The organism is Paenibacillus lutrae (assembly GCF_009757775.1).
Classification (GTDB): Bacteria; Bacillota; Bacilli; order Paenibacillales; family NBRC-103111; genus Paenibacillus_F; species Paenibacillus_F lutrae.
Genome location: NZ_RHLK01000008.1, coordinates 1 through 13,330, shown reverse-complemented (window position 1 = coordinate 13,330; position 13,330 = coordinate 1). Strand labels below are relative to the sequence as shown.

Sequence of the window (13,330 nt, the reverse complement as noted above, 5' to 3'; positions counted from 1 at the left end):
TTAATCATGGAGCCCTTTACTTTTAAGCTTGTAACACTAAAAGAATTGTTCGTTTACACTGTTCCAGCCGCTGTTGGTTCATTTGTTACGTATATGTTTGGAGGTTGGACACAATTGTTGGAATTTTTGGTCATTGTCATGGCAATCGATTATGCTACCGGCCTTATTGCCTCTCTGAAAGAAAAGCAGGGACTGAATAGTGAAGTCGGTTTCTGGGGGTTAATTAAGAAGACTTTGATGCTGTTATCCGTTTCTCTGGGATATAAAATTGATATAGCGTTAGGAACCGATTGGTGTATGAGCGGCTGTATTTATTTCTGGTTGGCTAATGAAATGATCTCCATCTTAGAGAATTACGGACGAATGGGGCTGCCTGTTCCCCCTCCCTTGAAAAAGGCCATTACGGTGCTTAAACATAATCTGGGAGAAAAAGACGACAAAGACCAGGGTGAGACGAATGTCTATCGTCCGTGAGATCGTGGCTGCAGGCGGCTATTCCATCGAGAACGCCTTTATCAAACCTTCACAGTGGGTCAGACCCGCCGCAAAGATCAAGCCGTTAGGCGGAGTTATTCACTGGACAGGCAATATCCGCCCAGGAGCTGACAGCAGGGCTAACAGGAATTATTTCAACTCTAGAAAAGGTTCCTACGGGAGTGCTCATTTGATCGGCGATGATAGCAAAGTATTAGCCGCGCTGCCCTTCTTGCCTAACGAAGCTGAGATGGCCTACCATGTAGGCGCTAACCGGTATTATACACAACAATTCGGCTCTTACCCTAATGCTGCTACAATCGGTTACGAAATATGCGTGAACAAGGATGGCAGCTTTCGCGAATCATATAAACGTGCCGTCTGGACGATGGCGTATTTGTGTTTGATATATAAGTGGGTTCCCTCAAGGGATATTAAAAGACACTGGGATCTTACACGCAAAGATTGCCCGCTGCCTTTTGTCGATTTAATATACGACGATACACATTGCCACTCTAAAGGATGGACATTTGACGACGTTAAATGGATGAGAACTCATCTGCACATAGACGGCATTCAGGGAGAAGAATTATGGGACAGATATTTATTTGAAGTAAAAGAATTAACCAGTTATTTTATTGAAATTAACGGAAATATTCAAACAAAGAAGGATGAAGACAAAATGCCTCTGCAAATTAATGATTATGAGTGGAAAATGTTAAACGGGATTTGGTCCCAACGTTATAATAATAAAGAAATCTCGGACTGGAAATGGATCAGTAAAATTCGCAGTAAGCAGTTGACTAGCGGTGAGTTAGCCTTTCTAAATTCAGTCATCGCCGCCAAACAAAACGGTCTTCAGATAGAACCTGAATCTGCCGGAATGTAAAATAAACAGCTATTAGCACCCACCCTTCCCCCCAAACCCCAAAAAACCAAACCGATCGTCCTTAAGGCAATCGGTTTGGTTTACTATTAACAATTCAACTACATAACGTAAGCATTCTTTCCGCTTCCCGCGAACAGTTCAGCGCTCCTCTTCTCCCTCTTCACTGATCAGAGTAAGTCCGCAGCCCGGACACACCCTCTCTGTGGATGGCACAACCCTGCCGCAGCCGGGGCAGTTCTCATATGCTGGCTCCCCCTCTTGCGTTTCATCATGCCCGGCAGCAGCAGGCGCAAGCTCATATTTGCCTTGAATTCGGCCGTAAAGTTCCGAGACCGGAATGCCGTCGACTTCCACAACCTGCAGCTCATCCGTATACATCCACTCGATAACCCCTTCCTTTGTGCACACCGCCGCTACCGGTATTTCTCCGCTTCTTTCATGAGGAAATAATGCGCCTCCAATGAAGCTCGGACTTTCTGAATAATAGGCACCATAGCCCGTTCCTAGCAGAAGGTATACTTTTCCCGTAACTTTATGTAAGACAACCGTCGCCATAACTGTTTCCCCCTTGCAGCAAATGGTTTAAATAGCGTTAAAGCCTTATTCGTACGCGTGAGCGGGGCAGCCAAGGATAGAAGTACCCAAGTGTAATAATAATTTCAAGTCTTCTCTTCGCTACCCTCTCACTCCATCTAAATCATACGTATAGTGTGTACGTACATACATTTCTTCTACATACGCTTACAAAAGGATGCAGGTTCCGCAAACAGCTTGCAGAACCTGCATCCTTCTTCCGGTACCCTTACATTACAGCATTTTACGAATCGCTTCTCTGCCTGTCATACCCGGCAGGACGCCGAGAGCTTCGGCGGTATGGGTAACGGATTCCAGAGGAGCCTCAAGCAGTTCGCCGATGGTTCTGACTCCGGTCGCTCTTGCCGCGATAATGTTACGGTCGTTCAAACGTTCATTCAACAAACCGACATCCAGTGCTCCGCACATGATATACCCTTTATCTGTCGTAACTACCAGGAGTGTTGTTTTTGGTAATTTGACTTCAATAGCTACGACGGTCCGTCCGTCCAGTTCGATGGGTTCCACTCTCATCATGATCGCCCACATCTCCTCGCTTGGAATCACTAGGCAGTATATGCCGGGGAGTATGAATCTGTGCACGAATACATCTATAACTAAAGGCCTAATCATGATATAGTTAGAAAAGACTAGAAATCGTATGTCGGAGGTCGCATGCCAAACAACAAGAACCAATCATCGAAACAGGGCCATCTCTTCACCGTGAATATACTGATTGAGGAAGAAACGAATGGACTTGCTCTGCAAAGCCTGCTTCAGACGTTGAATGCCGCCCATTTCAAAGACTATCGCATCCTTGAGGGGATTCAACTCGGCAAGCTGATTGAGTTAAACGAACCTTCCGGCAGCAAGGAAGGCTCAGGTACTGCATCACTACCTGCAGCAGCGAACTCTATTTCAACGGAGACCAAGGTTTCTGCTTCTGTCCCGGATGCCGGAGCTAACCCCGTTCAAGCTTCTAGAACCGCTCAAGCCGGCTCATCTGATCCGCTTACATCCAATTACGAGACACTGGAGGAGAACCTGCGGAGAATCATTAAGGCGAACACTTTAATCCGTTTGTCCGTAGTTAAAGGCGCTGGAATACGACTCAGCCTGCCTTGCCGGGTTCTCAACTTTGATGAAGAGAGCGGGAATGTATCGGTGTATCACGTAGATGAGAAAAAGGTCTACTTGTTCAAATTGAACGAGATCGATAATATGTCCACTCATTGAGCGGACCCCTATATCTAAAGCCCGGATCACTGGATCCGGGCTTTTTGCTATGTACTGCGCTATACACCTTGCTTCTGCCACCATGCTAAACTTCGACATGCTGACTCGCCCGGCACGTAATTCTTCCCAGGAGCGTCCCCATCTTCTCTGCATTCAGCGGAGGACTAAACCAATATCCTTGTACTTCATGGCATTGATTGCGGTGGAGAAAGGACAGCTGTTCTTCTGTCTCTACCCCTTCGGCAATCACTTTCAGATTCAAATGGCGGGTGATCGAGATGATCGTCGCCACAATGGCAGCGTCACTCGGATCGTCCATAATATCACGGACGAAAGAACGGTCGATTTTCAGCCGGTCGACCGGGAATTTTTTGAGATAAGAAAGCGAGCTGTAGCCAGTTCCGAAATCATCGATGCTCACCTGCACGCCCAGCTGCTTAAGCTCGACCAGGGAAGCAATCGCATGATCCACATCCATGGTCATCCCTTCTGTAATCTCCAGCTCGAGGTACTGCGGAGCAAGGCCGGTATGCCGAAGGACCTCATTCACTTTGTTCTTGAGGTTATGCTGCAGAAACTGCCTGGAGGACAGGTTAACCGATATGGGTACTTTCGGAAGCCCCGCATCCTGCCAAGCTTTGTTCTGCTGACACGCCTCAAGCAGCACCCATTCCGATATCGCGACAATCAGGCCGGACTGTTCGGCGTACGGAATAAAATCTCCGGGTGAAATGCTGCCCTTCATCGGATGATTCCAGCGAATGAGGGCCTCCATGCCAATGATCTTCCCGCTCTCAATTTCAACCTGAGGCTGATAATGCAGCACGAATTCATGGCCCGCAATTGCACGCCGCAGATCATTCTCAAGCTGAAGCTTCTGCAGCGCAAAGGATCTCATCTCGGAGCTAAAGAGCACAATATCGCTCTTACCGTTCTCCTTGGCTCTTGTGACGGCCATGTTGGCCTGCTTCATCAGCGTATCCGCATCTTCACCCTCCCGGGAGAGCAGAGAAACGCCTATGCTTGCCGTCACATGCAGTTCAACCTGATCCAGTATGAACGGCTGCTCCAGCACAGCCTGAAGCTGGCCGGCCAACTCCATCGCCTGTTCCCGTCCTTCAATTTGTGTATAGAAAAAGGCAAATTCATCGCCCTCCGTTCTGGCGATAAAATCATTATCGGAAATGCACCGGGTGAAGCGCTCCCCTACTTGCAGAAGCAGCATATCGCCATAGTCGTAGCCGAAACAGTCATTAAACAGCTTGAAGCCGTCAATATCCACATACAGCACGGCCACACACTGGTGATGATTGGCAGCCAGGCGGAGCGCCCCGGTCAACTGGTCCCGGAAAAGCCGTCTGTTCGGCAGACCCGTCATATCATCGTAGTAAGCCATATGCCTGAATTGTTCATCCGCACGCTTGCGTTCTGTAATATCCTGAAACATAAACAGAAAGCGGTCCTTGTTCCCCTGATCGTCAAGAGGTACGGCCGTGGTGGTCAAATCAACCCGGTAACCGCTGCGGTGCAGGACGGACGTATCGAACACCTGCGGGGTGCCCTGCTTCATCATCGTATAACGCTTTCTGAGCGATGCCTGTTGGTCCTCGGAAATAAAGCTGTCGAATGTCGTCCCGATAAGCTGGTTCGTCGGAACACCCAGCAAACGCTCCAGTGTCCGGCTGACGCGCTGAAAACGCCCTGCATCGTCCGTCAGGCCAACCGCGCTCGGACTGTGGTCGAACAAAGTATCCAGGACATCGGACGATGGCTGCCTATTCTCCTGCTCTGCCGGGCGATCCGCCGGAAGCGCTCTACCGGCATCCTTGGCAGCGCGATAGCCGGGAACAATGGCCTGCATCCGGCGCCTATTGATCCGCTGCAGAGCCAGTGCCAGCAGCAGGGATGCGCCCAGACATATCCAGACTGCGTAAGCTTCCAGCAGCAGGCTGCCTGCAATGACGATAACCGCATAACCGCCTAATAAGACTGGTATCATAACCCCACCGCCCCTTTTGTTCGAGTTGTCCTGTTTAAGGGCAGCCTGACCCGTACCGTTGTACTTTCCCCCGTCACACTTTCAATTTCAATCGTCCCCTTATGTTCCTCCATAATTTGGCGGCTTGCCATCATTCCCAGGCCCGCTCCCTGATCTTTAGTCGAATAAAAAGGCTCACCGATCCACGCGAGCTCCTCTGGAGAAATGCCGATTCCATGGTCTCTAATCACAACATATATGTTTTCGCGGCATCCTGATGCAGGTTAATCTCCATTTGTCCGCCACCATGCATAGATTCAACCACATTTTTAAGCAAATTAATGAAAAGCTGCTTCATCTGATTCTCCGCACCCATCCTATCTGACAGGCTGTTTTGGGCAATAATCACGACTTGTACGTTATTCAGGCGCCTCCGCTCTAAAGGCGTCACTACATGCCGAATTATAAGCTCGGATCTAACCATTTGAATACCGATGTCTGGGACCTGGCCAGCTTGAGCAGCTCTGAAATAATCAGATCAATCCGGTTCAGCTCGGACCTTATAATTTCATAATAAGACTCTTCAGCTTCTGCGCCGGCCTGTAGAAATTGCATAAACCTTATGAACATGAACCTTTTGATCGCTGTCAAAAGTTTACGGATTTCTTGCGCCACACCCGCAGCCAGTTGGCCTACAGCCGACAACTTCCCGGAGCTGCGCAGCATTTCCTCGGCATTCTTACGCCCGCTCAAGTCCTTGGCAATCGCATGTATGCCCACAACAGATTAGCCCGCTACAATCGGCAAAGCACGGACCTCCATAGTTGCACACCCGCCATTTTTGCGAAAAAAAGACAGTTCAGCGGTATAAGATCGGCCAGCCATGTCTTCTTCAAACAATTTCCATGCTGCCTGCTTATCTGGAGAGAGGATAAAAGGGAGGATATAGACGCCGCGGAGATCAAGGGGTCATAACCGGTGAAACGGCTCATGGCCCAAGTTTGAGCTGACCATACAAGTGTGATGGAACGCGTGAGCGAACATAGAGTCCGATTCATGGTATTACCGATAGGCCAATTCCTGTAAATGGATATACTTTCTACACAATCCTGCAAAATTCCTGCTTATATGACGAAAAGCGCGTAAAGAAAAGAGCCGATGAGAACCGGCTCTTACTTCTTAGAGGCTGCGACAGCGAGCATAGTCCAGCCAATCAGGAACGCAACTCCGCCCAGCGGTGTCACCGCGCCCAGAATCTTGATACCTGTCAGACTGAGGACATACAGGCTTCCAGAGAACAGAATGATGCCGATAAAGATGGCCCAGCCCGCAATCTTTACAAGTCCGGAACTCTTCGGCAAACGGTCAGCCAGCAAAGCTACAACAATCAGACCCAGAGCATGCATCATATGATATTGAATGCCGGTCTGATAAACCTCAAGCATATCGGCGGAAATACGTTCCTCCAGAATATGTGCGCCAAAAGCACCCAGCGCTACGGAAAGAAACGCGTTGATGCTTCCCAGCATCAGAAACAAACGCATCATAGTCGAATTCTCCTTTTATAACAGCGGTAATCTCACTTCCTTCATGATAGCTCATTCATAAGGAAGAATCCATTACCGTCAAGGAATGTTCAGAGTCTTGACTAGGAGAGCATAACCTCTCGCCTCTTCACTTTTGCAGCCGATGCATCGTGCATCGTCTGCTGCCCGTGCATCTTATACCACGCTCCCGGACACACCCTCTGCCTGCAAATCGGCTTAGCCTCACCGACTTCCGCCAGCAGTCTTATTCGGTCTCTCCCACATCATGCTGTCCGAGGATGAGCACCTGAGGCTCCAGATAGACACGCGTTGTGGACGGCTGGTTCAGCATGTCGACTTCAATGTCGACGATTTTGGAGCGGGCCGGCTCCATTCCTTCCCGGCTGTCATATACAATCTCAAACTTCTTCAGACCCAGCGGGTGAGTCACCACCGTAGCACCTACGGATAGAGCCGCGCCCGCCACCTCGCCGTGATTAAATAACTGCTCCGACATCGCTTCATTATTCATATCGACAATCTTCACCCATTGGCAAACTGTACAGCGCATATCCAATTCCTCTCCTTTAAACCTTGATATCGTCCAAAATTCGACAAAACCTGTCCTGATTCCTTCACAGATCATGCTTGTTTTGACAAGCTTCATCAAGCCAAGAAATTCATGTCCTTTTCCGATAAAAAAAATCTCCCCGCCACTGCTGTTAAAGAGCAGCTGACAGGGAGATTCATTCACATGGACAGTTACGCTTATCCGCCGACTCATCCACTGAATCTTGGTTGCCTTGCTTATTTTGTTGAAGCGGTAGCCGCTTCCTTTTGATCATCGGGAATCTCCACATGTTTCACTTCTCTATGCGGTTCAACCTTCCGGATGAAGAACGCCAGCACCAAGGCCACTACGGACATCCAGGTTGCCACGACGAAAGAAAAGTTAATGCCGTGGATGGCTGCCTGCTGGCCGATCTCGGCCATTTTGGCCTGATTGGCCGGATCCGCCGGATTGATTTGCGCAGCCATCGCCAGCTCTTTCCCCTTAGTAGCGGCCGTGTTAGTCATGATCGAAACCAGCAGCGCAGTACCGATAGCGCCTGCTACGTTACGAAGCGTCTGCGACATGGCGGAGCCGTGGGCATTAAGACGCTGCGGAAGCTGGTTCATACCGGCCGTCTGAATCGGCATCATCAGCATGGACATCCCGAAGCTCCGGACGGTGTACAGAATGATGAGAGACGTAAAGGTCGTCTGCGCTGTGAGCTTACTGAATTCAAAGGTCGTGACTACTGTAATCAGCAAACCGATCACGGACAGCCAGCGCGCACCGATTTTATCGAAGATTATTCCCGTAATCGGCGACATTATCCCCATCAGAATAGCACCCGGGAGGAGCAAAAGCCCGGATTCCATTGGCGTAAAGCCGCGGATGGTCTGCAGATACAGCGGCAGAAGAATCATGCCGGAGAACAACGCCATCGTGATAATGACATTAATAACTGTCGTCAGGGAGTACATGTTGAATTTGAAGACACGGAATTCCAGAAGCGGTTTCTCGATAACCAATTGACGCCAGACAAACAGAATCAGAGAAACCGCGCCTACCGCCAGACACGTAAGGACGACCGTACTGGTCCATCCGTCTTTACCCGCGTCGCTGAAGCCGTATAGAATACCGCCAAAGCCCAGCGTAGACAAGATGACGCCAAGAACATCCAGACGCGGTTTGGACGTCTTGGTTACATTTTTGAGCGAGAAAGCGCCAAAGATAAGAGCAAACAACGACAACGGAATAATAATGTAGAACAAAGCTCTCCAGGAGTAGTGTTCCATAATCCAGCCGGATAAAGTCGGCCCGATAGCCGGAGCGAAAATCATCGCCACACCCATCATGCCCATCGCTTTACCGCGCTCTTCAATAGGGAAAATCGTCAGGAATACAATGGACATCAGCGGCATCAGAACCCCTGCTCCTGCCGCCTGTACAAGCCGTCCTACCAGCACCAGTTCAAATCCGGGAGCAAATCCGCTAATCATCGTTCCCAGTGTAAACAGGCCCACCGCCGACAGAAACAGCTTTCTTGTTGAAAAACGTTCAATCAGGAAAGCACTAATCGGTACAAGTACACCACTGACGAGCATGTAACCGTTGGACAGCCACTGAATCGTATTCTCGCTGACGTTCAGGTCCACCATCATACCCGGCAGGGCCACGTTGAGGAAGGTTTGGCTCAAGAGGGCAACGAAGGCCCCGATCAGGAGAGAGGCCACAATAGGGCCTCTCCTTAAATTTTTTATAGCGTCACTCATGGTCGTTATCATCTCTCACTCTCTGTAGAATGTGTATAATTTGTTCATTAATCCGAAATAACTGCTGCTGATCTTCCTCAGACAAAGCCAGCAAAGGTGTCATGTTCACTAAATGTTCTGCTTTGACTTGTTGCCAGATCACAGCCCCTTTCTCGCTTAAATTAAGAGATAAGCTGCGCCGATCCGCGTGCAGCCGCTGGCGCGTCACCAATCCCGCTTTCACCATTCTTTCCACGATCCCGCTTGTTGTACTTCTCCCAAGTTGGATGCATTCGGAGAGTTCGCTCAAACCTATATCTGGATGATCCGTCAATGCCCTCAGCACAATTAATTGAACCCGTGTCAGTCCGTGAATTTGCGCGGTTTTAGCCAGGACATGATAGAAAGCGTGATTTACTTCCCGGTAAGACTTGAAAATCTGGTGAATTCGCTGCTGCTCATTCATCCGTTCATTCACTCATTTACTCCTGCCCTTCATAACGAAAGATATGTTCATAGCCAAATAATTCGGATACGAAATATTTTAGTGTTTAAACAGTCAGAAGTCAACAATCGTTCTCTAAGTTATTTACCGCAGAATAACCAGCTAGACACTGTATTTAATGCTTTTCCCCTAGTATTCGAACATTTCTGAAAAAAATTACTAAACAAAGAAAAACCCTCCTATGGGCTCATGGAGGGAACTCCTCTAAGGAAAGCCCGATAAAAGGGTATGCAAGATTGCGTATGATAACTGAATTGCAAAAACACCTCACCTGTTCACCCAGCCGCCGTCTGCACAATAACATGTCCGTTCCAATTTCCCCCGCCGATCAATCTTCTTCCTACCGAGTCTTTCACCCGTTTTTAGTAGTCTCGTACATTCGCCGCCATCTTTTCATAGAACAAACCATATGATGATCTCAGAAAGGAGGTGGTCACTATGGCAGTTATCTTATCCACAGGTACAATCAACAAAACTCGTTCCACAAGAGCGGCACATCTGGAAATCCTCAACCTCAACTTCAGTTCAAGAACGGTACGCGTGCAGGTTATTGACTGGGATCGCCGTGTATCCTTGTTCAATCAGCTCGTCACAATCAGTGCCAATCAGAACCGGTTCGTAAGCGTTAGTCTGGCGGGTGTATCCTTCCATTACGAGATCCGTGTCACTGTTCCTTCTACTCGTAATCTGATTGTGAACACATTCGCAATAGATAACGATACGTTCACGGTTGAAAACAACAATGTCTTGCAGCAGCAGCTGGTCCGCGTCTTCTCGCCGCTTCCGGGCGTGAGCAGAACCATCAAAGCGAAAGCAATCCAAGGCGTTAAAAAGCTTCCAAAACCGAAGAAATAATTTGGCCAATCTTTAATTTGAAAAGCAACACAACAAAAAGCGGGTGTCTTCATCTAATGAGGACATCCGCTTTTTTCTGCGCTATAATCTTCGAAAAAACGCTGCCACATTCTTACTTGCTTGTATTTAATAAGATTAGAGAGTAAGCTGAAAATAAGGTAAAAACTACCATAAAAGGATGTGGAACCGTTGAAGCTGAACCATCTCAATCTCACGGTAAACGATGTTCATGCGGCCCGGGAGTTCCTGGAGAAGTATTTCGATCTGCAAACCCAGCATACACGCGGTCATTCATTTGCGGTACTCTTTGACGATGACGGGCTGGTGCTCACTTTAATGAAAGGAACCCAGGTAAGTTATCCTAAGACCTTTCATATCGGTTTCGTCCAGGAAACCGAAGAGCGGGTGAACGAGATCAATCAACGTTTAAAGGATGACGGTTACGATGTGGAGCCGCCGCAAAGAGCACACGGTTGGACTTTCTATGTCGAAGCTCCCGGCGGATTTACCGTTGAAGTTCTTAGTTGAAGTTCATATGAGGCACCCATTACATCATATTTTCAAATAATTACGCATAATACCCGCCCTGAACCGGATACTCCCCATGCTCCACATAATAATTGCGAATTTTGCGGAAAGCTCGATAAGCCATAAATTCGCTCTTCGTAGCCGAAGGCAGCAAACGCACAACCTCGCTCATGGGCGTATCTCCCGGAATCTCACCTGTTATCAGTTTGTATACATCCACTTCAAACAGTCCATCCATCTCTCTGAGACATTCGCCATATTGATAAGTAGCCAGCGTGCCGCTTACTTTAATCAGTTTGAATTCAATACAAATAGCCATTCAGAACCTCCCTCTTCAACTTCCGCACTAATGATCCTGCACACAATCTTAAACAACTACTTTAGTGTCAGTATGATGAATAAGTATATTACGGTAAAGCCGCGGCATCCACATAGCCCTGCATACTTTACCTAATGGAAGCAGCCACCCGATTTGTATAAGCCATAGAAAAAGTATGTGCAGTCATCAAATAATCGTCTCCAAGCATCATTTCAGCTTTTCTCTTCAATCAGCAGATGAGGCTGCCGCCGTATGATTTTCCTTTGACCAGAGGTTTTGCCTTACGTAAACCTTTTCAAAAGGGGATTGCCTATCCCTTGAAAGTTAACAAAAAACCCGCCAATCTCCATAGTGAAGTGCACCCCTTAGAATAGACATTGGAAAAACCCTTGGTTATTCCGATGAATTCTAAGGGGTGCATTTTTTCATGGCGCATAAGGGACAAACCTTTAAACACTATCCAGAATCATTGAAGGTAGAAGCAATTAGACTGCATGCGGAAGAAGGTTGGAGCTACAGAAAAATAACAGAGCATTTGGAGATTCATGACAAGGATCGTGTGAGGAAATGGATGAGGAAATATCGTCTGGAAGGACAAGCATCTTTTGTGGATAGGCGAGGAAATCCTTGTCGGACAGAGACCATGCAGGAACGCGATCTCCGAAGTCTTCGTCTAGAGGTGGACGTTCTAAAAAAGTGGTTGCAAATCTTGAATCGGGAGGGTTGAGGAGCAGGCATCTCGTCATCGATGAGTTAAAGGATACGCAAAGCGTTAAAGAGTTGTGTGCTTACTTGGAAGTCAGCCGAAGTGGTTACTACGCTTACCTAAAGCGTAAAGACAGTAATCCAGATCAAGAACTGAAGCAGAGGATTCGCACCATTTATGAGCAGCGTAACAAGACTGTGGGCTATCGCCGTGTTCAGGATGAATTGTACCGCCAATATAACCTTATCGTGAACCATAAAAAGGTTCTGCNTCGGGAGGGTTGAGGAGCAGGCATCTCGTCATCGATGAGTTAAAGGATACGCAAAGTGTTAAAGAGTTGTGTGCTTACTTGGAAGTCAGCCGAAGTGGTTACTACGCTTACCTAAAGCGTAAAGACAGTGATCCGGATCAAGAACTGAAGCAGAGGATTCGCACCATTTATGAGCAGCGTAACAAGACTGTGGGCTATCGCCGTGTTCAGGATGAATTGTACCGCCAATATAACCTTATCGTGAACCATAAAAAGGTTCTACGCTTGATGCAGGACCTGCGTATTAAAGCCATCATCCGCCGTAAATATATCCATCGCACAAGCTACGAAGCTGCCGTTTCGGAAGGCAGGATCGCAGAAAATCTATTGCAAAGGAACTTCAAAGCGGAAAGACCTAATCAAAAATGGGCTACGGATGTTACGCAATACCGATTAGGCGATCAGAAAATTTACTTATCTGCCATTCAGGATCTATGGAACAATGAGATAGTCGCGTACCACATAAGCCATCAGAATGACAATCCGCTGGTCCTAGAGACGTTTAGAAAAGCATTTGAAAAGCATAAAGACGTGACTGGATTGATCGTTCATAGCGATCAAGGAAGCCAGTACACGTCCCATGCTTACCACAACATGCTGCCACAGGTTGGCGCCCAAATCAGCATGTCACGCCGAGGCAATTGTTATGNTAGGCGATCAGAAAATTTACTTATCTGCCATTCAGGATCTATGGAACAATGAGATAGTCGCGTACCACATAAGCCATCAGAATGACAATCCGCTGGTCCTAGAGACGTTTAGAAAAGCATTTGAAAAACATAAAGACGTGACTGGATTGATCGTTCATAGCGATCAAGGAAGCCAGTACACGTCCCATGCTTACCACAACATGCTGCCACAGGTTGGCGCCCAAATCAGCATGTCACGCCGAGGCAATTGTTATGACAATGCCTCCATGGAGAGCTTCTTCTCTCATCTGAAAGTCGAAGCGCTCTACCCATATGATATACGATCAATCGCTGAGGCACAAAGGCGAATGGAGGAATTCATTTATTTTTACAACGAAGACCGGGCACAACGTAAACTAAACAAGCTGACTCCGGTTGAGTACCGAAGCCAGCTTGTTGCCTGAGGCTTTTTCTGATGTCCACTAAAAGGGGTCTTGACCA

The 13,330-nt window shown here is 47.9% G+C and carries 19 protein-coding genes; 9 read left to right on the top strand and 10 right to left on the bottom strand.

The genetic code is table 11. The features are described from left to right. Positions 1 to 6: 6 nt before the first annotated feature. Together EDM21_RS14880 and EDM21_RS14875 are read left to right on the top strand one after the other, a co-directional pair. A complete protein-coding gene (locus tag EDM21_RS14880; RefSeq protein WP_157336614.1) occupies positions 7 to 474 on the top strand; it encodes a phage holin family protein in 468 nt (155 codons plus the stop codon). Next, a complete protein-coding gene (locus EDM21_RS14875; protein ID WP_157336611.1) occupies positions 458 to 1,363 on the top strand; it encodes a peptidoglycan recognition protein family protein in 906 nt (301 codons plus the stop codon). Before EDM21_RS14880 ends, EDM21_RS14875 begins: the two co-directional genes overlap by 17 nt. Positions 1,364 to 1,501: 138 nt before the next feature. Here the strand turns inward: EDM21_RS14875 and EDM21_RS14870 are convergent, their stop codons facing one another. Beyond that, entirely contained in the window at positions 1,502 to 1,918 is a 417-nt protein-coding gene (locus EDM21_RS14870; protein ID WP_157336609.1) for a zinc ribbon domain-containing protein, read from the bottom strand. Positions 1,919 to 2,170: 252 nt separating this feature from the next. After that, positions 2,171 to 2,473: a YunC family protein gene (locus EDM21_RS14865; RefSeq protein WP_157336607.1), complete on the bottom strand. Its 303-nt coding sequence runs from the start codon at positions 2,471 to 2,473 to the stop codon at positions 2,171 to 2,173. Between the two features lie 138 nt (positions 2,474 to 2,611). On the opposite strand from EDM21_RS14865, the gene EDM21_RS14860 reads away from it, so the two are divergent. Continuing rightward, on the top strand, positions 2,612 to 3,172 hold the full coding sequence (locus tag EDM21_RS14860) for a hypothetical protein (protein ID WP_157336605.1): 561 nt from the start codon (positions 2,612 to 2,614) through the stop codon (positions 3,170 to 3,172). Between the two features lie 85 nt (positions 3,173 to 3,257). On the opposite strand, the gene EDM21_RS14855 is transcribed toward EDM21_RS14860, so the two are convergent. The 7 genes from EDM21_RS14855 to EDM21_RS14825 form a co-directional block, all read right to left on the bottom strand. Then, positions 3,258 to 5,171: a putative bifunctional diguanylate cyclase/phosphodiesterase gene (locus EDM21_RS14855; RefSeq protein WP_157336603.1), complete on the bottom strand. Its 1,914-nt coding sequence runs from the start codon at positions 5,169 to 5,171 to the stop codon at positions 3,258 to 3,260. Beyond that, positions 5,168 to 5,410 (bottom strand): ATP-binding protein, encoded by a 243-nt coding sequence (locus tag EDM21_RS14850; RefSeq protein WP_338043996.1) that lies wholly within the window; start codon positions 5,408 to 5,410, stop codon positions 5,168 to 5,170. The genes EDM21_RS14855 and EDM21_RS14850 overlap by 4 nt, the downstream gene beginning before the upstream one ends. 202 nt (positions 5,411 to 5,612) lie before the next feature. Beyond that, a complete protein-coding gene (locus EDM21_RS14845) occupies positions 5,613 to 5,930 on the bottom strand; it encodes a histidine kinase dimerization/phospho-acceptor domain-containing protein (protein WP_157336601.1) in 318 nt (105 codons plus the stop codon). A gap of 392 nt (positions 5,931 to 6,322) precedes the next feature. After that, positions 6,323 to 6,694 carry a DUF423 domain-containing protein gene (locus tag EDM21_RS14840; RefSeq protein ID WP_157336877.1) on the bottom strand — a complete coding sequence of 124 codons (372 nt, stop codon included), beginning with the start codon at positions 6,692 to 6,694 and terminating at the stop codon, positions 6,323 to 6,325. A 247-nt stretch (positions 6,695 to 6,941) separates the two neighbouring features. Further along, positions 6,942 to 7,247, bottom strand: coding sequence for a hypothetical protein (locus EDM21_RS14835; protein WP_157336599.1), 306 nt, complete (start codon positions 7,245 to 7,247; stop codon positions 6,942 to 6,944). A gap of 236 nt (positions 7,248 to 7,483) precedes the next feature. After that, positions 7,484 to 8,998, bottom strand: a complete 1,515-nt coding sequence (locus EDM21_RS14830) for a DHA2 family efflux MFS transporter permease subunit (RefSeq protein ID WP_157336597.1) — start codon at positions 8,996 to 8,998, stop codon at positions 7,484 to 7,486. Then, positions 8,991 to 9,455, bottom strand: a complete 465-nt coding sequence (locus tag EDM21_RS14825; protein ID WP_338043994.1) for a MarR family winged helix-turn-helix transcriptional regulator — start codon at positions 9,453 to 9,455, stop codon at positions 8,991 to 8,993. The genes EDM21_RS14830 and EDM21_RS14825 overlap by 8 nt, the downstream gene beginning before the upstream one ends. A gap of 465 nt (positions 9,456 to 9,920) precedes the next feature. Here EDM21_RS14825 and EDM21_RS14820 point away from each other — a divergent pair, with 465 nt between their 5' ends. Together EDM21_RS14820 and EDM21_RS14815 are read left to right on the top strand one after the other, a co-directional pair. Continuing rightward, a complete protein-coding gene (locus EDM21_RS14820; protein ID WP_157336595.1) occupies positions 9,921 to 10,337 on the top strand; it encodes a hypothetical protein in 417 nt (138 codons plus the stop codon). Positions 10,338 to 10,526: 189 nt separating this feature from the next. Next, positions 10,527 to 10,865: a VOC family protein gene (locus EDM21_RS14815; RefSeq protein ID WP_157336593.1), complete on the top strand. Its 339-nt coding sequence runs from the start codon at positions 10,527 to 10,529 to the stop codon at positions 10,863 to 10,865. A gap of 40 nt (positions 10,866 to 10,905) precedes the next feature. Here EDM21_RS14815 and EDM21_RS14810 read toward each other — a convergent pair whose 3' ends face one another. Continuing rightward, positions 10,906 to 11,184, bottom strand: a complete 279-nt coding sequence (locus tag EDM21_RS14810; protein ID WP_157336591.1) for a hypothetical protein — start codon at positions 11,182 to 11,184, stop codon at positions 10,906 to 10,908. Between the two features lie 427 nt (positions 11,185 to 11,611). Between EDM21_RS14810 and EDM21_RS14805 the strand changes: the two genes are divergently transcribed. The 4 genes from EDM21_RS14805 to EDM21_RS14790 all read left to right on the top strand — a co-directional run bounded on the left by EDM21_RS14805 (position 11,612) and on the right by EDM21_RS14790 (position 13,293). After that, positions 11,612 to 11,911 carry a helix-turn-helix domain-containing protein gene (locus EDM21_RS14805; RefSeq protein ID WP_157336589.1) on the top strand — a complete coding sequence of 100 codons (300 nt, stop codon included), beginning with the start codon at positions 11,612 to 11,614 and terminating at the stop codon, positions 11,909 to 11,911. Beyond that, positions 11,881 to 12,174 (top strand): IS3 family transposase, encoded by a 294-nt coding sequence (locus EDM21_RS25560; RefSeq protein ID WP_420850665.1) that lies wholly within the window; start codon positions 11,881 to 11,883, stop codon positions 12,172 to 12,174. Before EDM21_RS14805 ends, EDM21_RS25560 begins: the two co-directional genes overlap by 31 nt. Continuing rightward, entirely contained in the window at positions 12,171 to 12,902 is a 732-nt protein-coding gene (locus EDM21_RS14795; RefSeq protein WP_157336585.1) for an IS3 family transposase, read from the top strand. The genes EDM21_RS25560 and EDM21_RS14795 overlap by 4 nt, the downstream gene beginning before the upstream one ends. Next, a complete protein-coding gene (locus EDM21_RS14790; RefSeq protein WP_235918209.1) occupies positions 12,847 to 13,293 on the top strand; it encodes an IS3 family transposase in 447 nt (148 codons plus the stop codon). The genes EDM21_RS14795 and EDM21_RS14790 overlap by 56 nt, the downstream gene beginning before the upstream one ends. The last annotated feature ends 37 nt before the right edge of the window (positions 13,294 to 13,330 follow it).

Coding starts and splice junctions, on each gene's coding strand:
- EDM21_RS14880 (WP_157336614.1), top strand. CDS start 7: ATGGAGCCCTTTACTTTTAAGCTTGTAACACTAAAAGAATTGTTCGTT.
- EDM21_RS14875 (WP_157336611.1), top strand. CDS start 458: ATGTCTATCGTCCGTGAGATCGTGGCTGCAGGCGGCTATTCCATCGAG.
- EDM21_RS14870 (WP_157336609.1), bottom strand. CDS start 1,918: ATGGCGACGGTTGTCTTACATAAAGTTACGGGAAAAGTATACCTTCTG.
- EDM21_RS14865 (WP_157336607.1), bottom strand. CDS start 2,473: ATGATGAGAGTGGAACCCATCGAACTGGACGGACGGACCGTCGTAGCT.
- EDM21_RS14860 (WP_157336605.1), top strand. CDS start 2,612: ATGCCAAACAACAAGAACCAATCATCGAAACAGGGCCATCTCTTCACC.
- EDM21_RS14855 (WP_157336603.1), bottom strand. CDS start 5,171: ATGATACCAGTCTTATTAGGCGGTTATGCGGTTATCGTCATTGCAGGC.
- EDM21_RS14840 (WP_157336877.1), bottom strand. CDS start 6,694: ATGCGTTTGTTTCTGATGCTGGGAAGCATCAACGCGTTTCTTTCCGTA.
- EDM21_RS14835 (WP_157336599.1), bottom strand. CDS start 7,247: ATGCGCTGTACAGTTTGCCAATGGGTGAAGATTGTCGATATGAATAAT.
- EDM21_RS14830 (WP_157336597.1), bottom strand. CDS start 8,998: ATGAGTGACGCTATAAAAAATTTAAGGAGAGGCCCTATTGTGGCCTCT.
- EDM21_RS14820 (WP_157336595.1), top strand. CDS start 9,921: ATGGCAGTTATCTTATCCACAGGTACAATCAACAAAACTCGTTCCACA.
- EDM21_RS14810 (WP_157336591.1), bottom strand. CDS start 11,184: ATGGCTATTTGTATTGAATTCAAACTGATTAAAGTAAGCGGCACGCTG.
- EDM21_RS14805 (WP_157336589.1), top strand. CDS start 11,612: ATGGCGCATAAGGGACAAACCTTTAAACACTATCCAGAATCATTGAAG.